The sequence below is a fragment of the Peribacillus sp. NPDC101480 genome (genome assembly GCF_050277335.1).
GTDB lineage: Bacteria > Bacillota > Bacilli > Bacillales > DSM-1321 > Peribacillus.
Genome location: NZ_JBNNSB010000002.1, coordinates 244,072 through 260,652 on the forward strand (window position 1 = coordinate 244,072; position 16,581 = coordinate 260,652).

Sequence of the window (16,581 nt, forward strand, 5' to 3'; positions counted from 1 at the left end):
ACTAATATAGAAATGAGTATAAGTAAATAACAAGAAAGTTATTGTTTTTGATAAGTTTCTCTTATAGAAAAAAATCCCCCACATATTAAAGTGCATTTAGGAAGCGATGCTGATATGAGTTTTATTGAAAATACCCTTATTTATGGGCTGATAAATTATTCCAACAAAACATATTAGTACTTCATACATAATCATTCGACATTATCGCATTCTATGGGTGGAGGTGTCGAAATGACAAAACAAAAGGCAAATCATGTTATACCGGGTATGAATGCCGCAAAAGCGCAAGGTAATGGGGCTGGATACAATGATGAATTGGGAAATGAACCGCCATTATCGGAAATGCAAAGGCAAAACAATAAAAAAAGAAAGAAAAACCAATGATTTCCCTCATTTCTAGGCTTTAAACAGGATAGGCTTTTTGAAATGGCAGTTGTACTGCATTTTTCAAAAAGCCTATTCCATTCTAAAATCAGGAAACGCAAAAGTTAAACGCACAAAAGACGATAGAACCTGTCACTCAATAGTCCTCAGAATTCACCTCATTGACGATTGACTGAATATCCTGTTCGAATTTCCTCAATTGTTCTTTCTGATGTTCGGAAGCGGTGACTAAAGCTGATTGTATTTGCTGATAGGCCTCGTTCACTTCCTGCTTCACATGTTTCAATTCCGTTCCGTAATTCGGTGCGTTCTTCTCAATGGATGAGTATACATCAAATACTTGCTGATAACTTTGCTGGGCTTCCTGGAAAGCCCTTCGCTTATCTTGTTTATCCTGCATTTGGTTCAGCTCCTTAAATATAGTGTCCATCAATAGCATGTACGAGGTTTGCAAATATATGTATGTGAATAAAATTTCACGGACTGATTATCTTAAGAGATAGGAGGGATCGAACATGAACAAAAACGATGGTAAAGATATTCGAAATAATGCTCCTAAAGGAAATAATTCAGGTCAACCTGCACCGTTAAGCGGTTCTCATAAGGTGAAAAACAGACAGCATTCCCGTCAGAAGCATAATAGCAGTCATGATATGTAAGCTGCTTAAATAATCGTTCCATAACGAAAAGCGGTGCCGCCCCAAAAGGCAGACACCGCTTTCGTTTTATATTTGTGCAGCAAATAAATCACATGGAAAATGTTCGATACCTTCCTATTATAAGGGCGTCTTTTTTGGGCACTCTTTCACGGTTTAAACGTGAATTTCAAGTCCGTGCCAATCCATTTCAGCCAAAATAACGATGATATAACGTTTTTGCCTCTGCAATATCTTTTGTTCCATGAATCAACGCCCGTCCGTCTTTAAAAACGACCAACCGATGGGTTCCAATGGTAAATGAAAGTAAATAAGGATTCCTGTCGATCTTACCACCTTGTGCGATAAGATTATTTTCAAGTTCCGCCAAGTCTCTTTCAAGCTTGATTGCCGGCCGAATCTGGACCGAATCCCTTCCGCATAAAACGGCAGTCTTTGTTCGATTTGAATAAGAGAGGTGGGGATACGTTCGATTTGACCCGCAGGACAAACAAGTATCTTTTTTTAATTGCGCTACATTTATGGATGAATGTTCATTTTTCCAAAGATCAAATGAAACGATTTTGTTTCTTAGCGATGCATGATCTTCGACAAGGATTTTTAAAGCTTCCGCCATTTGATGAGCAACGACCGTTTGAACAGCAGGGCTGATGATTCCCGCCGTATCACATGTCAGACCTCCCATCGGAACCGTTTCCAGCAAACAATTCAAACATGGGGTCGCCTCCGGAATCACCGTGTAACTTATCCCATAACTTCCTACACAGGCCCCGTAAATCCACGGTATTTTATATTTTTGCGCAGTATCGTTGATAAGCATCCTGGTGTCGAAATTATCAGTGGCATCCAATATTAAATCCACGCCTTCAACCAGCTTAGCCAATTCATCAACCGATACATCCGCCACAAATGAATTTACGATAACGTCCGAATTTAGCGCTTGCAAACGATTCTTTGCTGCCACTGCTTTCGGTATTCTTTTTTGTGCATCTTCTTCACAATAAAGCTGTTGTCTTTGAAGGTTGCTCCACTCTACATAATCCCTGTCAACAATGGTGAGTTTCCCAATTCCGGCTCGTACAAGACCTTCCGCAGTTCCCGTACCGAGAGCACCCGCTCCAATCACCAAAACGTGCTTTTTGCGAATTTTCATTTGCCCTTCTGCTCCAATAGGGCCAAAAAGTTCTTGACGTGAATAACGTTCACTCATCCAATGCTCAATCCTTCAACTGGACTGCTTGCTATCGCGTAATCATTTTTTTCGATTCTTCCTGCTTCATACCCCAATCGACCTGCCTCAATGGCAAGTTTCATTGCTTTCGACATTTTGACGGGGTCTTTTGCTCCCGAAACAGCAGTGTTAAGCAATACGCCATCCGCCCCTAATTCCATGGCGATAACCGCATCGGAGGGAGTTCCAATCCCTGCATCAACAATTACCGGAACCTCAGATTGTTCCATGATGAAGCGTAAGTTCAATGGGTTTATAATGCCCTGACCAGAGCCAATTGGTGAAGCTCCAGGCATGATTGCATGGCACCCCACTTCTTCCAGGAGTTTAGCGAGCAACACATCATCCGAAGTATAAGGTAATACGGTGAATCCGAGTTTCACTAATTCTTCAGCAGCTTTCAATGTTTCAATCGGATCAGGCAGCAAAGTTTTTTGACAGCCAATGACTTCTACCTTAATCATGTCACATAAGCCAGATGCCTTTGCTAGATGGGCTATGCGTACTGCTTCCTTGGCTGTTTTAGCTCCTGCTGTATTGGGAAGGAGTGTGTACTTTTTCAAATCAAGCTTTTCTAAAAAATTGGGCTGGCTGGCTTCAAAAATGTTCATTCTCCGGACCGCAAATGTTAATATTTCCGTCCCCGAAACCTCTACTGATTGCTTTTGAACATCGAAATTTGGATATTTTCCAGTACCTAATAGTAATCTTGAAGAAAATTCATACGAACCAATCTTTAACATAATCATCCGCCTCCTACAAAATGTACAATCTCTACCTTGTCTCCATTTGACAAAAGTGTTTCACTTAAACTTTCTTTTGCTAATATTTCATCATTCAATTCAACAATCACTACTTTTTGATGTAAATTAAAGTGTTGCAAAAGCCCTGTAACTGTTGATTCATCGGCAGGAATCCGTATTTTTTCGCCGTTAATGACCAATTCCAATTCATCCACCTCCATTAAGAAAAAAGGGTCTGTATCGAACGATCCAATCGAAAAGCGGACCATTCGGGATTTGTCTTCCCTTCTAAAATATCCGCTATAAGTACACCTGTAATTGGAGAAAGCAGGATGCCATTCCTGTAGTGCCCCGTTGCAATGAAAAGTCCTTTGCATGCCGGATGTTCACCAAAGTATGGCAAGCCGTCCCCAGTTTGTGGGCGTATACCTGCCCAGGTCTTTTCCAATTCGGTCCCTTTAATCGCCGGAAGCAATTGCGTTGCTCTTTCTATTAAAGTAGAAATCCCGTCAAGACTTACCTTTTGATCGAAAGTGCCCGCCTTAACCGTTGCCCCGACAATGATTCTTCCGCCTACTTTGGGCACAAGATAGCAGCCATGCGAGAAGACCGTTTTTTCAAGCAATGGACGATCGGTCAGGACGGAAAAGCACTCTCCCTTTACAGGATAACTGTCGAGTTTCATCCCTGATTTTTCAAGGAGGAAAGCACTCCAAGCCCCACCTGCCACGATGACATTTTCACTTGAAAATGCACCTATGTTCGTCACCACTCCCGTTACACATCCGTTTTCAGTAACCAAATCGGAGACATGAACAAATTCCTTTATATCTACACCAAGGGCAGCGGCAGATTCAGTAAAAGCGAGCGACAGCCTAGTGGCTGAAACTTGTCCATCCTTAGGAATGAACATGGCTCCTTTAATCTCATCCGAAAGAAGCGGTTCCGTTTTCCTTATTTCGGCAGTCGATAGCCATTCAGCCTCAAGTCCCGCATCTTGCTGGGCTCTAATCATGTTCTTCAACTCGGCTACCTGATCATTCGTTAGCGCCACCTTGAACATGCCCTTGTTCACTAATTCGATGTCTATTCCACTTATGTCTTTTAATTCTTCCGCCAGTGCAGGAAACATCCCCCTGCTTCGGCTTGCCAATGTAAAAAGCGGGTTATCAGCATCCAACTCGGCTTGTGCCCCTAACATCCCGGCTGCAGCACTGGATGCTTTGCTGGCAAGTCTATCTTTTTCCAATAAAAGGACCTTTTTACCTCGTTTGGCTAATTGAAAAGCAATGGATCCACCTATTACTCCTCCCCCAACAATGATTGCATCATATATGGAATTCATCTTATGTCTCCTTTCCCAAAGACTTCGCATATTCTTTAACGGCTTCAATCGGATTTTCAGCTTCAAGAACCCCTGACATGACCGCAATTCCACGTGCCCCCGCATCCAGCACGATTTGGCAATTGAAAGGTGTTATTCCGCCTATCGCAATTATCGGAAGATTGACATTTCTTGAGATTGCATGAAGCTCCTCAACTCCCCTAGGAGGAAGGCCGATTTTTGAATCCGTTTCAAAAACATGTCCATATATCGCGTAATCGGCCCCTTTGCTGAATGCGGCATTCGCTTCATCCATGGAATGGATCGAACAGCCAACATTCATCCCTGGAAAAGCTCCTTTTACGACTCCCGCATCTAAACTATGAAAAGCCAATTGCACACCAAATACTTTGTGTACCCAAGCTACATCCACCCGATCATTAATGATGATCTTAGAAAGCGGGATCTTATTATCATGTAGCAGGGTCACTGCTCGATAAAGTTCCGATGCAGTCATATGCTTTTCCCTTAGATAAAAGAAATCAACATGTTCCTGAATGATTGAAGCGATTTCCACAAACTTTTCAATTGGCTGTTTCCCAGTAGAAATAATATGCAATTCATGTGCATTCATACTAAGGACTCCTAACAAGTAAAGTTACAATCTCATAAAATCAAATAGAAACTAACGGGAATTGAATCGACAGATAAAAGCCGGCCAACAACAGGATGATAAAATACAAAATGAAACCATGGTCCTTTTTTGAAAACCCAAACTCATAATAGAATGTTCGTTCTCGTGTGTCTGTAAATCGCTTTGCTTCCATCGCAACCGCGATTCGGTGAGCACGTCTTATGCTTCCGGATAACAACGGGATGGAATAGGCTTTCATTTTAAAATATAACGCTTTTATCCCTTTTCCCCTTTCGAAGCCGCGTACCTTCATCGCATTTCGTATCGTTTGGAACTCCTCCATCATGATGGGAATCAGCCTTAATGCCGCCATGAAACTATAGGCATATTTCGGTTTAAGCTTAACTTGCTGCATTAACGAATAAAACAAGTTCACTGGCCTCGTAGTTAAGGAAAAAGTTAAGCCAAGGACCGCAAAGAACAAAGCTCGAAAGCCTACCAGTAATCCCCTAATGAAACTTTCTTCAGTAATCGATATAAGGCCCCACTCAAACCAAAGCGTCTCACCTTGCCCGAATAATATCATTGCAGAAGAGGTGGAGATAAAAATGAAACAAAAGGGAATCGACAAAAGTAAGATGCGTTTTATCGAATGCCCGGTAAAAAACAAAAACAAAAGTAATACGCCAATGGTGATATTCATCATATAATTCAGGTCATGAATGAATAACGCCACGATGCATAACACAATCAGTACACCAAGTTTAAGGCTTGGATTAATTCTATGGAGCCATGTTTCTGCATTTGAATCATTCATCTACATGACACTCCTTTTAACTTTGGTCTCCACAAATCCTGATTGCACAATGTTTTCATCACTTATTACGTTTCCATCCTTAACCGTCCAGATCCTGGTTGCAAAGTTTTTTGAAATATGATCATCATGAGTTACCATGATCACTGTTATTCCACGCCTTCGATATTCCTCAAACCATTCCAGTAATGCAAAGGTATTTTTCGAATCTTGGCCAAAGGTTGGCTCATCCAGGAGAATGATTTTTTTGTCTATTACGATTGAGGCGGCTACGCTTAAGCGACGCTTTTGACCCATTGATAATTGAAACGGGTGTTTATCCCGATGTGCCTCCAGGCGGAACACTTTAAGCAATGAGCGGACTCTCTCATCTATTTCTTGTTGCGGCCTTTTATCAATTCGCAATGAATAAGCAATCTCTTCATATACAGTATTTGCAACGAACTGAAACTCAGGATTTTGAAAGACAAACGTCATATGATCCGTTGGATTTTTCACCTTTTTAATCGGTGTTCCCAATAATTCATACTTACCATTCGTTTTTATGAACTGCATCAGTGCATGCAAAAGTGTACTCTTCCCCGCGCCATTTTCACCCCTGATTACAATCCATTCACCTGAATGGACCTTCAGCTCGTCAACCTTGATTTTTTCCTCTTTATTTCGAAAACCGCTAAAGCCTTGCACATTCATAAGAGGTGAATCATCTGTAAATGGGTGTTCCCGAATCGGTGCATAATTCTGTATATATTCACCCCAAACACCTGGGAACCAAATTCCATATTCCTTCATTTCATTTTTATATAGTGAAAGAATGGTGTCTCTTGGACCATCAGCTATGATTTGACCATCATCGTTAAAAAGCACGATTCGTTCGATGAATTCTAAAACATGGTCAATTTTATGCTCGACGATAATAACCGTTTTGTCTCGTCCGACTTCCTTCAGCAATTCCCAGATTTCTTTCGTTCCTTCCGGATCAAGCATGGCGGTTGGCTCATCTAAAAATATCACTTCTGGTTCAAGGGCCAATACTGAAGCGATTGCCAGACGCTGTTTCATCCCGCCTGATAATGTTTCAATACTTGTATGGCCCAGGTTCAATCCTACTTTACGGAAATGATTTTGAATCTTCTCTTTCATTTCTTCTTTAGGGACGGAAAGATTCTCAAGGACGAAGGCAATTTCCTCATCGGCAAATGGCATGCAAAACTGACTATCAGGATCTTGAAAAACATACCCCCACGAAGAAGGGCATTTCAATTTTTCCGCTTTCATCGGTACTTCGATGGAATTCGGAATCAATCCGCTTAACACTTGTAAAAGGGTCGACTTACCACAACCTGATGGCCCCAACAATAGCACTTTTTCTCCTTGATCAAACGTTAATGATAGGTCCTTGAATATCAAAGATTCATCACCGGGATATTTCATTCTTAACTTTTCAACAGAAACGATTGGTTCCATGGCCCTCAACCTCTACTTTTGATCCAGTTCTGCATAATCTTTATTTGAAACCGGACGCACAAGATTTGTTACTCCTGTTGCTTCCAGGACTTTAACTAGATAATAAGCGGTCACACCTGCAAAGAATATGGAACCCACAAACCTCGCTATCATGAATAACGATAGATTCCAAGTTGAAAGCGCACCTATTTCCCCGTATGCAAAATCCATAATAACTGATGCCAGGCAGGAAGCTATCGCAGCTAAAACGGCCACCGGCATATTGAATTTTTTATATTTGAAAGCCATGAACACCAGTTCCGCGAACAAACCTTGTACCACCCCATATAACAGTACGGTCAGCCCCCATGGTGAACCAAGGAAGAACTCCCCGGAAGCTGCAGCTATCTCCGCCAAAAGTGCCACACCCGGTTTCCGTAAAATTAAGAAGGCGACGGGGCCAGCTATAAACCACATTCCATAAATAAGTTGATCCAGATGTAATCCTAACGGTTTAACTGAATAATAAATCGAACCCCAAAGGATATAAACGATTCCAAATGCTACCGCAATCACGATCGTGACCAATATGTCCGTTAATTTCAAACCTTTTTTCATTGTTTCATTCCCCTTTATACTTCTAGTGTTTCCTTATGCACAGGCCATGTCTCTAAACGATAAGCCATTTCCCAAAATGAGTATTCATATTGGCTGCTGAGGATAAAATGCTCTTTCATTCTTTCCTTATCTTCGTCTGTCACTTTTTCAGCAATCTCATCAAGCCTCGCAATTTGTTCTTCCACCAAAGTGCGGAACCACTCCCCTCCGTAAGCCGCTATCCATTCTTGATAAATCGGCTCCTCCGGCATGCACCCTTGCAGCTTTTCACCTATTTCATAATAAAGCCAGTAACACGGCAAGATAGCTGCAATAACATCTCCTAAATGTCCCGAATAAGCCGCACGATACATATGGGAAGTATAAGCATAAGCGGTCGGGGCTGGTTTGAAATTATCCCGTTCTTCTTTTGTGATCCCTAATCTCTCAGAAAAATTCTCATGAAGCTTCAACTCCGCTTCATATGTTCCTTGTGCATGGCCGGCAAGCCTGCTTGTTGTATGTAAATCAGTAGCTTTAACTGCTCCTAAAGCTTGAACCCTAGCAAAATGAGATAAATAATAGGAATCTTGCATAACATAGAAACGGAAACACTCCAATGGCAAAGTGCCATCTCCTATTCCTGCAACAAACGGGTGATTAAAGCTAGCTTCCCAAATGTGATCCACTTCCTGACGAATTTCCTCTGAAAATTTCATGACCATTACCTCCAAATTATTTTTTTTAATCAATGTTACGGAAAAAAACTTTTATCACCCCTTTTTTTGCAAACAAAAAACCACTTTCTTAAACGTAAAGAAAGTGGTTGTACTTGAAATAATACAGAAACGTATTGTTCCAGACCCCACTTCCCTACGCTGGTATAAACCAGATCAGGTTCTAAGGGTCTTAAAGTCATACTTTAATCTCAGCTTCTGCGGTAAAAATCAACTTTCACCTATAAAGCACCCCTAGTGGTACAAATTGTATATTAAATTTCATTTGCCTTTATATTAACACGATAAATCCAATTGTCAAACGTATTAGAAAAAGTTTTCAACTTAATGATTTAGGGTTACTAACCTTTCAATCTTGCATATACACCATTTACCCGGCAGTTTAACGGCACTTTAATCAATGGGTTTCATTACGTAATTTCCTCGTGAATTCTACTGTTTTACTCGTGAATTTGGCCGGTTTACTCGTGAATTCAGCTGCTTTACTCGTGAATTTGGCAGGTTTACTCGTGAATTCAGCTGCTTTACTCGTGAAATTGATTTTTCTTGGGATTTCTGCTGCTTTACTCGTGAATTCTTTTATTCTCTAAAAAACAATATTATACATTCGATGTTGCTTTTAGTTTTAATATTTTGCTCGATCTGTAGTTTATCATAGCTGCCATAATTCCGGTTTCCTTGATTTAATTCTATTAATATATTCTTCCCCGGTTTTAATGCCCATTAGAATCCCCTTATTTTACAAACTGTTTAGCAGACCCCATTTTCCCTCGATAAAAAGTAAGCGCTTCCAAATATTCGGAATGTAACTCCTGGATTTCACCGATGAACAATACATGATCACCAGCATCATACTCTCTCCATGATTTGCATTCCATCCAGGCAACACTTCCATTTATTTTTGGGGAAATTCCCTTGTTATCCCAGTCGGTTTCAAGCGTTTCCTATTTGCTGCCCGCAAATTGCCATGCAATGGCTTCCTGTTCATCCGACAAAATATTAATGGTAAAAGATTTATCTTTCATGCTAGTGCAGGCTTTTGCTTCTTTATGAATACTAAAGCAAGCGGTGGATCCAAGGAAACCGAAGGAAAAGAATTCACAGTATTCCCCTTTTGAACTTTCCATCAAACCAGCTCACTATTGTGACGCCGGTTAGGGATTTCCCAAAGCAACTTCTCAACTCGCGCCCATCCACCTCATCACATCCTACTCTTTTATTATGAATTCATTATAGTAAACTTAATATTTTTAAAAACCATATAATTTCATAATGTGAAATTACAGGAAAAATTTATAATTGTGAACTATCAAAAGAATTCCCCGAAGAAATGACTTTCATTACCGCATTATCAAAAATCAGTGTTAAACTATCCATGTTCATTCATATTTCCAGCTTAATTACTAACGGACTTTTTTGTTCTTGACTTGAATAGATGAAAGTGGTGAGGAAAGTTTCAATTTTGCGTACATTTAGAAAATTCTACCAATTTTTCGTGGATATACCTTTAAAAAAAGGAGTGGTTTTGAATTACCGTTACGAGGTAAAAGCTGTAATCGGAACAGGAAGCTACGGTATTATTTATCTTTGCAATGATTTGAAAAAAAAAGAAAATATAGTGATCAAGCAGCTCCGGAAAAGTAAACGCCGCAGCAAAAAAGAGCTGAAGCAGTTTGAAAATGAAATTTCCATTTTACGAATGTTAAACCACAAAAACATCCCCAAATTTCACGAGAAATTTTCACATGAGGGAAATGTTTATTTTGTGATGGATTTCATAGAAGGAGATAATTTGGAAGACCATATTTTCTTGAATCATATAACATTCAATGAGAAAGAGTCTCTATTTTTTCTGGATGAGCTGGTCGTTTTAGTATCTTATCTACATGACCATGACATTTCCCATCAAGATTTACGTATACCAAATATTTTACTAAAGAACAATCAGCCCATTTTGATAGACTTTGGTTTGTCTAAAAAGATCAATTCGGCCGATTTTACTAAAGAAACCATGTTGCAGCTGAAAAGGCAGGATTTTTACGACTTGGGGGAAATACTTCTATATGCACTTTACACGACGTACGCCTCCAAAAGTAAAAAGACTCTTCCTTGGACAGAAGAGCTTTCGTTAGAAAAAGAAACCGTGCATTTACTGAAAAGGTTATTAAGCATCCAAGAACCTTATTCAGATATTAAAGAAATCTCAATGGACCTGCAGGCTGCATTGAAGTCAAAGAAACTGAATTAGCTGCTACTGCCGCGCCCTTTTCTCTTGTAGCGGTCACTTCCACTCATGGGATACCTTTTGTAGCCTCGGCTGCTGCTGCTGCTGCCTCGGCGATAATGACCATGTCTTCGCTCACTGCTGCCTTGGGAAAGCTGTTTGATTTTTTTCATTATTTTCTTCAGCATATCTTTCACCTCTTTTATTTTGGTTTTAAAACTTGTTATTACTTAGCCTAACATAGTCACAGTATAAACCTTACTAATAAGTACTATAATTTTTTTTCATTTATGTTACATTCCATTACTGCTTCCTGAAGTGGGCTTCTTTCATTGTTGATCATGAGAACTCCCTAAATTCCTCCGTTAGATAATGGCACAAATAAATAAAAATGACTGTCTTTTACTGTTCTTCGAAGCGCATGACAGTAAACAAAAAAACCTGGCGAATATCGCATCGCCAGGTTTTTTTGTTTACTTTTTTATTTTACAGCTTCTTTTAATTCCTTACCTGCTTTAAAAGCGGGAACTTTACTAGCTGCAATTTGTATTTCTTCGCCAGTTTGCGGGTTTCTTCCTGTACGGGCAGCGCGGTCACGCACTTCAAATGTACCAAAACCAACTAATTGGATTTTTTCTTCTTTAGCAAGTGTAGCCGTGATTGTTTCAAACAATGCGTCCACTACTTTTTTTGCGTCGTCTTTTGTCAGTTCAGCTTGTGCTGCAACACTGCTCACTAATTCTGTTTTATTCATATGAACACCTCATCCTTTTATTTTGTATAAAGTATGTAGAGTAGACAACATAACATATCTTGTATGCCTCTGTCACTTAAAATGGCTAAATAAAAGGAATTATCGCTCTAAAATGATCTTTTTTAAAGGTAAAAGGGCATTGATCACATTAACCTAATGACCTTTTCAACTTTCTGCAGTTTCCAGCTGCAGCCATTGATTGATGGTATCCATATCAATGTTTTCCTCCAAATGGGATGCCAAGAGATTGTACGCTTCCTCCCTGCGCTCCGAGTCGCTTTGGACGTTTTCCTTCACTTCTTCCAACCCCTTGTTCCGTCGAATTTGGTTAACTAGTAATCTAGTGAACAGGCGATTATGGAATATCCCATGAAGATATGTTCCCATTACCTTGTTGTCATTGGAAATGGCTCCATCCTCTCTTCCATCCTTCAATAAAAGAAAGGGCCTTACTTGCGACTTCAAAGTCGTTCTGCCTAAATGTATTTCGAAACCGTTAAGATTCATTTGACCATCCATTATCCCGGCAGAAAGGACACCTTCCATTTGTACCGTTTTCTTTTCTGCTTGAAATACGGTTTCCACCGGAAGAAGCGAGAGCCCATCTGCGTTCTCACCGTCACCTTCGACAGCTTCAGGATCGAAAAGTTTAGTCCCTAGCATTTGAAAACCGCCGCATATGCCAAATATCATCGTTCCTTGTTTCCGCAGTTCATTGATGGCCCGATCCAACCCCATACGATTCAACCACTCTAAATCTTCCATCGTGTTTTTTGTACCAGGCAAAATAAGCAGATCGGGATTACCTAACTCATGGACACTGCTTACCAGGCGGACACCTACTCCGGGTTCATCAAAAAAAGGATCCACATCTGTAAAGTTGGAGATCCGCGGAAATCTCAAGACGGCTACATCTATCGGAAACTCAGCCTTTTTAGGTTTTTTAAAACGTAAGGAAGAGAGGGCAAGTGAATCTTCCGCTTCAATATTCACGTCAAGATAGGGCAGCACCCCGAGAACCGGAATCCCGGTTTCCTTTTCCACCCATTCAATACCATCGTCCAACAATTCACGCATGCCACGAAATTTATTGATGATGATCCCCTTTACACTATCTCGTTCATCTTGATCCAATAAAGCAAGTGTGCCGATGATGGACGCAAATACTCCACCACGATCAATATCGGCCACCAAAATGACAGCCGCATCCGTGAGTTTAGCCATTCGCATATTCGCTATATCCCGGTCCTTCAGGTTAATTTCAGCCGGACTTCCTGCCCCTTCGAGTACGATGATGTCATAGTCTTCTTGAAGTTTTTCGACCGATTTACGGATGATGGGCATGGCTTCCTGGACAAATTGGGACCGATAGCTTTTTGCATTCATATCAAGAAAATGCTTTCCGTGCACGATGACTTCCGAAACCATATCCTGCTTCGGTTTCAGTAATATCGGATTCATATCGGTCGTTGCCGTGATCCGTGCTGCTTCCGCCTGTACTCCCTGAGCCCGTCCGATTTCACCGCCATCCAAGGTTACATAAGAATTCAAAGCCATGTTTTGTGATTTGAATGGGACGACACGTAATCCTTTATTGGAAAATACCCGGCAAAATGCCGTACAAATCAAACTTTTCCCTACATCAGACGACGTCCCTTGTATCATGATGGATCGTGCCTTCATTACGCTCACCCCCTTAAAACTCTAATCCTTTGACAGCGCCGATGCCCTCGTCATAATAATGCTTGGTCGCCTCAATCGTTGAAACCAAATCGGCCATTTCCATAAGCTCTGGCCTTGCATCCCTGCCGGTAATGACTATATGCATATTAGCGGGACGATTTCGAATTGCATCGATGATTTCAGCCAATGGCAAGACATCTTCAATCGGGAATTTGGAAATCGCTAACGCATTGTTCAACTCATCCAAAACAAGTAAATCAATATCCGGATCAGTAAGTGCCAGTTTCGCCTTTTCCCATGCTAACGATAAGGCGTTGCGATGCTCTTCTGGTGTTTTGGTCCATGTAAAACCAATACCTAGCTGCTCCATTTCAACTCCTAATTTTCTCAAAGCCAATGCTTCCCCATAAGTACGCTCTGGAGATTTTATGAACTGAAGGTATTTGACATTCATTCCTCTGCCGATTGCCCTCAAAGTCACCCCTAATGAGGCAGTCGTCTTCCCTTTCCCGTTTCCTGTATAAATAAGCATTAATCCTCTGCGTGCCACTCACTCACCTACCTTCATAGCCAAACTGTTTTTTCTATGTATGAAGTCCTTTTAGTAGCTGGAACCGGTTGATCGCCTTTAGGGTATCCGACAAAAATGGTGCCGATCACTTTTTTGTTTTCCGGTGAACCGATAAATTCGTGCAGGCGTTCATCCCTGACTAGACCCACTCCTCTAGTGCGCCAAACGAATCCGAGACCAAGTTCTTTTGCGGCAAGCCACATCGAATGGACGGCACAACAAGAAGCGAATACATTGTCTTCGGATGAATCTGGATCATCAGGCAAAATATCGGAAGTCACGACAATGATAAGCGGTGTCGTCTTTACAACTTCCAGTGAGCTGTCAATCAACTTTGGTTTGGTCGGAAAGCGTTCATGTAAATACCTTTCTGCCAATCTTTCATAACGGTGCTTCGCTTCCCCCTTGATAACATAAAAACTCCAAGGTTCACGCAATCGATCGTTAGGGGCATAGGTAGCCGCTTCCAATAGCTGCCTGATTTTTTGGTCTTCCACTTCTTTTTCTTCGTAATTCCTTATTGCCCGGCGTTCCTTCAATTCTTGAATGATGGACATTCCGACTCATTCCCTTCAATTATGGACTCTGAATCAATCACTCTTTCAAACCATTGGATTTTTTCTCTTAATTGGACGACATCCCCTACTAGAAAGATTGATGGATTTTGAATTTCTTCTTTTATAGCCTTCAAAGAAATCGAATTCAAGGTACCGGTAATCGTCCTTTGTTTATCAGTCGTGCCCCATTCAATGACAGCCACTGGCGTATTGCCGTCCCTGCCATGCTCTATCAATTTTTCACAGATAAACGGCATATTACCTATTCCCATATAAAAGGCGATGGTATCGATGCCCTGAGCCAATGCCTGCCAATTCAGGTTATCCTGCCCCTTGTAATCACGGCCATGGCCTGTCACAATCGCATAACTTGAAGCATGATCACGGTGGGTCACCGGGATGCCCGCATAAGCCGGAGCTGCGATTCCCGCTGTGATTCCTGGGACGATATCATATTCAATCCCGTTAGCAGCCAGTATTTCCGCTTCCTCACCGCCCCGCCCAAAGACAAATGGATCTCCACCCTTCAGACGGGTGACGTTTTTCCCCTGTAAAGCTTTTTCCACTAAAAGTTCATGTATTTCATTTTGAATGAGATGATGTTTCCCTGGTGATTTCCCGCAATACACCAGTTCTGCACCTTCTTTTGCATAGTTTAATAGTTCTGGATTGACAAGCCTGTCATATGCAATGACATCCGCCTTTTGGATACATTCCAGTCCATATACCGTAATCAATTTCGGATCTCCGGGACCCGCACCGACCAGATGAACTTTTCCCGGTTTCATGCTCGCGCCTCCTCTTAAGCTTCAAAAAATACATTTTACTAGTTGATAGTTTCATGGGCAGATCTGTTTTTTTGTTTTAAGCAAGCATTGATCCAGTTCTTTGCAAGTGTTGGATTGGAAGCAAAATGAAAGTGGGTATACCCCGCAACAAGGTTGCCCAATACACACCCCTCTTGTTTCGAACCGAATCTGCCTTTGGATTCATAAGCATGTGTAAGATCAGCATCCGCTTCAAATGTCGAGTAGTGGAATTCATGACCTTTTGCCTGCTCCATTTCATTGATCAAAAAATTGCCTGGAGTTCCTGTGATTTCACGATACCCAAGTGCTGCAAGCTTTCTCTGCATTTTAATCCTGCCCGGTATCATTCCTGCCATCTGATGCGTTTCTCCGGAAGTTGTTTCAATCGATTTGCTCAAAAACATGAAACCGCCACATTCCGCAAGAGTCGGCATCCCCTTTTCAATGGAGCTTCTGATGGATATGATAGCTTCCACGTTACCGGAAAGTTCAGCTGCAAATTCCTCAGGAAAACCGCCTCCAAGATATAAACCATCAGCATCCAATGGTACTTCATCCCCTTTTAATGGAGAAAAATACTTGATGTTCGCCCCATATGCTTCTAGCAGCTCAAGGTTCTCCTGATAATAAAAATTGAAGGCTGCATCTTTTGCGACGGCAATGCATACGTCCTTTTCATTTTTGGGTTGAAAAATATTTGAGTTTCCACTGGTAACGGAGGATGTCTTTGACAAACGGTACAACTGCTCGATATCGATCGTTTCCATGACTAATTGTGCGAGCTTATCGAAAAACGGATTTAGTTCCCCGCGTTCAATAGCAGGAATTAAACCTAAATGACGGCTTGGAATATCAATATCCAATTCCCGCTTCATATAACCGAGCACCGGTACATCGCATTCTTGCTCAATGGCTGATTTGACAATTTTGTAATGACCTGCACTTCCCACTTGATTGGCAATGACCCCAATGATGTTCGGGCCGGTCGAAAAGTCCTGAAATCCTTTTACGATGGCCGCTGCACTCCGTGCCATGCTGGCACAGTTGACTACCAACAGGACAGGACTTTGCGTGATGATGCTGATTTCAGCCGTCGATCCTGTATTTGCTAAAGGGCTTTTGCCATCGAAGAAGCCCATGACCCCTTCGATGATCGATATATCAGCCCCGGCACCTGCTTTATTAAGAATTTCTCGAACAGTGTCATGTTCAAACATCCAACTGTCAAGATTGCGTGAAACCCGTCCTGTAACTGCTGTATGATAAGTAGGATCAATATAGTCAGGACCACATTTGAACCCTTGAACGGTGTAGCCTTTCTTCTGGAGGGCTGCCATGATTCCGATGGTCAATGTCGTTTTACCGACACCGCTTCCGGTACCTGCAATTACCAATCTTCTATCGTTCATATTTTTTC

The 16,581-nt window shown here is 41.4% G+C and carries 21 protein-coding genes and 1 riboswitch; of the genes, 3 read left to right on the forward strand and 18 right to left on the reverse strand.

From position 1 onward, the window contains the following. Positions 1–231 precede the first annotated feature (231 nt). Positions 232–384, forward strand: coding sequence for a small acid-soluble spore protein O (sspO, locus tag ACQKMF_RS08760; RefSeq protein WP_034312428.1), 153 nt, complete (start codon positions 232–234; stop codon positions 382–384). A 136-nt stretch (positions 385–520) separates the two neighbouring features. Here the strand turns inward: sspO and ACQKMF_RS08765 are convergent, their stop codons facing one another. Next, positions 521–784, reverse strand: coding sequence for a hypothetical protein (locus tag ACQKMF_RS08765; protein ID WP_137018480.1), 264 nt, complete (start codon positions 782–784; stop codon positions 521–523). A gap of 115 nt (positions 785–899) precedes the next feature. On the opposite strand from ACQKMF_RS08765, the gene ACQKMF_RS08770 reads away from it, so the two are divergent. Continuing rightward, positions 900–1,043 carry a small acid-soluble spore protein P gene (locus ACQKMF_RS08770; RefSeq protein WP_427572640.1) on the forward strand — a complete coding sequence of 48 codons (144 nt, stop codon included), beginning with the start codon at positions 900–902 and terminating at the stop codon, positions 1,041–1,043. Positions 1,044–1,230: 187 nt separating this feature from the next. Here the strand turns inward: ACQKMF_RS08770 and ACQKMF_RS08775 are convergent, their stop codons facing one another. From ACQKMF_RS08775 to ACQKMF_RS08825, 11 genes are all read right to left on the reverse strand, one after another. Further along, positions 1,231–2,250, reverse strand: coding sequence for a thiazole biosynthesis adenylyltransferase ThiF (locus ACQKMF_RS08775; RefSeq protein ID WP_427572642.1), 1,020 nt, complete (start codon positions 2,248–2,250; stop codon positions 1,231–1,233). Further along, a complete protein-coding gene (locus ACQKMF_RS08780) occupies positions 2,247–3,014 on the reverse strand; it encodes a thiazole synthase (protein ID WP_427572644.1) in 768 nt (255 codons plus the stop codon). Before ACQKMF_RS08780 ends, ACQKMF_RS08775 begins: the two co-directional genes overlap by 4 nt. Before the next feature lie 2 nt (positions 3,015–3,016). Continuing rightward, complete coding sequence (thiS, locus tag ACQKMF_RS08785) at positions 3,017–3,220, reverse strand: sulfur carrier protein ThiS (RefSeq protein WP_101221892.1); 204 nt, start codon at positions 3,218–3,220, stop codon at positions 3,017–3,019. Between the two features lie 14 nt (positions 3,221–3,234). Beyond that, entirely contained in the window at positions 3,235–4,359 is a 1,125-nt protein-coding gene (thiO, locus tag ACQKMF_RS08790; RefSeq protein ID WP_427572646.1) for a glycine oxidase ThiO, read from the reverse strand. Position 4,360: 1 nt separating this feature from the next. After that, on the reverse strand, positions 4,361–4,972 hold the full coding sequence (locus tag ACQKMF_RS08795) for a DUF561 domain-containing protein (RefSeq protein WP_427572648.1): 612 nt from the start codon (positions 4,970–4,972) through the stop codon (positions 4,361–4,363). Positions 4,973–5,012: 40 nt separating this feature from the next. Then, on the reverse strand, positions 5,013–5,789 hold the full coding sequence (locus tag ACQKMF_RS08800; protein WP_402942471.1) for an energy-coupling factor transporter transmembrane component T family protein: 777 nt from the start codon (positions 5,787–5,789) through the stop codon (positions 5,013–5,015). Then, the gene (locus ACQKMF_RS08805; RefSeq protein WP_101221888.1) at positions 5,790–7,253 is read right to left on the reverse strand and encodes an ABC transporter ATP-binding protein; all 1,464 of its coding nucleotides are present in this window, start codon (positions 7,251–7,253) and stop codon (positions 5,790–5,792) included. It lies immediately after the preceding gene. A gap of 12 nt (positions 7,254–7,265) precedes the next feature. Continuing rightward, the gene (locus tag ACQKMF_RS08810) at positions 7,266–7,850 is read right to left on the reverse strand and encodes an ECF transporter S component (RefSeq protein WP_230176404.1); all 585 of its coding nucleotides are present in this window, start codon (positions 7,848–7,850) and stop codon (positions 7,266–7,268) included. A gap of 14 nt (positions 7,851–7,864) precedes the next feature. Beyond that, the gene (gene tenA, locus ACQKMF_RS08815; RefSeq protein ID WP_101221886.1) at positions 7,865–8,548 is read right to left on the reverse strand and encodes a thiaminase II; all 684 of its coding nucleotides are present in this window, start codon (positions 8,546–8,548) and stop codon (positions 7,865–7,867) included. Positions 8,549–8,682: 134 nt separating this feature from the next. After that, positions 8,683–8,812, reverse strand: a riboswitch (TPP riboswitch). Positions 8,813–9,300: 488 nt separating this feature from the next. Continuing rightward, the gene (locus ACQKMF_RS08820; RefSeq protein WP_427572651.1) at positions 9,301–9,444 is read right to left on the reverse strand and encodes a flavin reductase family protein; all 144 of its coding nucleotides are present in this window, start codon (positions 9,442–9,444) and stop codon (positions 9,301–9,303) included. A gap of 66 nt (positions 9,445–9,510) precedes the next feature. Next, on the reverse strand, positions 9,511–9,693 hold the full coding sequence (locus tag ACQKMF_RS08825) for a hypothetical protein (RefSeq protein ID WP_311735932.1): 183 nt from the start codon (positions 9,691–9,693) through the stop codon (positions 9,511–9,513). A 392-nt stretch (positions 9,694–10,085) separates the two neighbouring features. Here ACQKMF_RS08825 and ACQKMF_RS08830 point away from each other — a divergent pair, with 392 nt between their 5' ends. Next, the gene (locus ACQKMF_RS08830) at positions 10,086–10,814 is read left to right on the forward strand and encodes a protein kinase domain-containing protein (RefSeq protein ID WP_402942979.1); all 729 of its coding nucleotides are present in this window, start codon (positions 10,086–10,088) and stop codon (positions 10,812–10,814) included. Between the two features lie 457 nt (positions 10,815–11,271). Here ACQKMF_RS08830 and ACQKMF_RS08835 read toward each other — a convergent pair whose 3' ends face one another. The 6 genes from ACQKMF_RS08835 to ACQKMF_RS08860 all read right to left on the reverse strand — a co-directional run bounded on the left by ACQKMF_RS08835 (position 11,272) and on the right by ACQKMF_RS08860 (position 16,573). Then, positions 11,272–11,544 (reverse strand): HU family DNA-binding protein, encoded by a 273-nt coding sequence (locus ACQKMF_RS08835; protein WP_063233522.1) that lies wholly within the window; start codon positions 11,542–11,544, stop codon positions 11,272–11,274. 165 nt (positions 11,545–11,709) lie between these two features. Next, entirely contained in the window at positions 11,710–13,227 is a 1,518-nt protein-coding gene (locus ACQKMF_RS08840; protein ID WP_427572654.1) for a cobyric acid synthase, read from the reverse strand. Positions 13,228–13,240: 13 nt separating this feature from the next. Next, on the reverse strand, positions 13,241–13,777 hold the full coding sequence (locus ACQKMF_RS08845; RefSeq protein ID WP_427572656.1) for a cob(I)yrinic acid a,c-diamide adenosyltransferase: 537 nt from the start codon (positions 13,775–13,777) through the stop codon (positions 13,241–13,243). 14 nt (positions 13,778–13,791) lie between these two features. Beyond that, positions 13,792–14,355, reverse strand: coding sequence for a nitroreductase family protein (locus ACQKMF_RS08850; RefSeq protein ID WP_427572658.1), 564 nt, complete (start codon positions 14,353–14,355; stop codon positions 13,792–13,794). Then, a complete protein-coding gene (gene cobA / locus ACQKMF_RS08855; protein WP_402942456.1) occupies positions 14,334–15,143 on the reverse strand; it encodes a uroporphyrinogen-III C-methyltransferase in 810 nt (269 codons plus the stop codon). The genes ACQKMF_RS08850 and cobA overlap by 22 nt, the downstream gene beginning before the upstream one ends. A 38-nt stretch (positions 15,144–15,181) precedes the next feature. Next, a complete protein-coding gene (locus ACQKMF_RS08860) occupies positions 15,182–16,573 on the reverse strand; it encodes a cobyrinate a,c-diamide synthase (RefSeq protein ID WP_427572660.1) in 1,392 nt (463 codons plus the stop codon). Positions 16,574–16,581 lie beyond the last annotated feature (8 nt).

Coding starts and splice junctions, on each gene's coding strand:
- ACQKMF_RS08835 (WP_063233522.1), bottom strand. CDS start 11,544: ATGAATAAAACAGAATTAGTGAGCAGTGTTGCAGCACAAGCTGAACTG.
- ACQKMF_RS08775 (WP_427572642.1), bottom strand. CDS start 2,250: ATGAGTGAACGTTATTCACGTCAAGAACTTTTTGGCCCTATTGGAGCA.
- thiO (WP_427572646.1), bottom strand. CDS start 4,359: ATGAATTCCATATATGATGCAATCATTGTTGGGGGAGGAGTAATAGGT.
- ACQKMF_RS08800 (WP_402942471.1), bottom strand. CDS start 5,789: ATGAATGATTCAAATGCAGAAACATGGCTCCATAGAATTAATCCAAGC.
- sspO (WP_034312428.1), top strand. CDS start 232: ATGACAAAACAAAAGGCAAATCATGTTATACCGGGTATGAATGCCGCA.
- ACQKMF_RS08825 (WP_311735932.1), bottom strand. CDS start 9,693: ATGGAAAGTTCAAAAGGGGAATACTGTGAATTCTTTTCCTTCGGTTTC.
- ACQKMF_RS08840 (WP_427572654.1), bottom strand. CDS start 13,227: ATGAAGGCACGATCCATCATGATACAAGGGACGTCGTCTGATGTAGGG.
- ACQKMF_RS08850 (WP_427572658.1), bottom strand. CDS start 14,355: ATGTCCATCATTCAAGAATTGAAGGAACGCCGGGCAATAAGGAATTAC.
- ACQKMF_RS08820 (WP_427572651.1), bottom strand. CDS start 9,444: ATGGAATGCAAATCATGGAGAGAGTATGATGCTGGTGATCATGTATTG.
- ACQKMF_RS08765 (WP_137018480.1), bottom strand. CDS start 784: ATGCAGGATAAACAAGATAAGCGAAGGGCTTTCCAGGAAGCCCAGCAA.
- ACQKMF_RS08860 (WP_427572660.1), bottom strand. CDS start 16,573: ATGAACGATAGAAGATTGGTAATTGCAGGTACCGGAAGCGGTGTCGGT.
- ACQKMF_RS08805 (WP_101221888.1), bottom strand. CDS start 7,253: ATGGAACCAATCGTTTCTGTTGAAAAGTTAAGAATGAAATATCCCGGT.
- ACQKMF_RS08810 (WP_230176404.1), bottom strand. CDS start 7,850: ATGAAAAAAGGTTTGAAATTAACGGACATATTGGTCACGATCGTGATT.
- tenA (WP_101221886.1), bottom strand. CDS start 8,548: ATGAAATTTTCAGAGGAAATTCGTCAGGAAGTGGATCACATTTGGGAA.
- ACQKMF_RS08780 (WP_427572644.1), bottom strand. CDS start 3,014: ATGTTAAAGATTGGTTCGTATGAATTTTCTTCAAGATTACTATTAGGT.
- cobA (WP_402942456.1), bottom strand. CDS start 15,143: ATGAAACCGGGAAAAGTTCATCTGGTCGGTGCGGGTCCCGGAGATCCG.
- ACQKMF_RS08795 (WP_427572648.1), bottom strand. CDS start 4,972: ATGAATGCACATGAATTGCATATTATTTCTACTGGGAAACAGCCAATT.
- ACQKMF_RS08770 (WP_427572640.1), top strand. CDS start 900: ATGAACAAAAACGATGGTAAAGATATTCGAAATAATGCTCCTAAAGGA.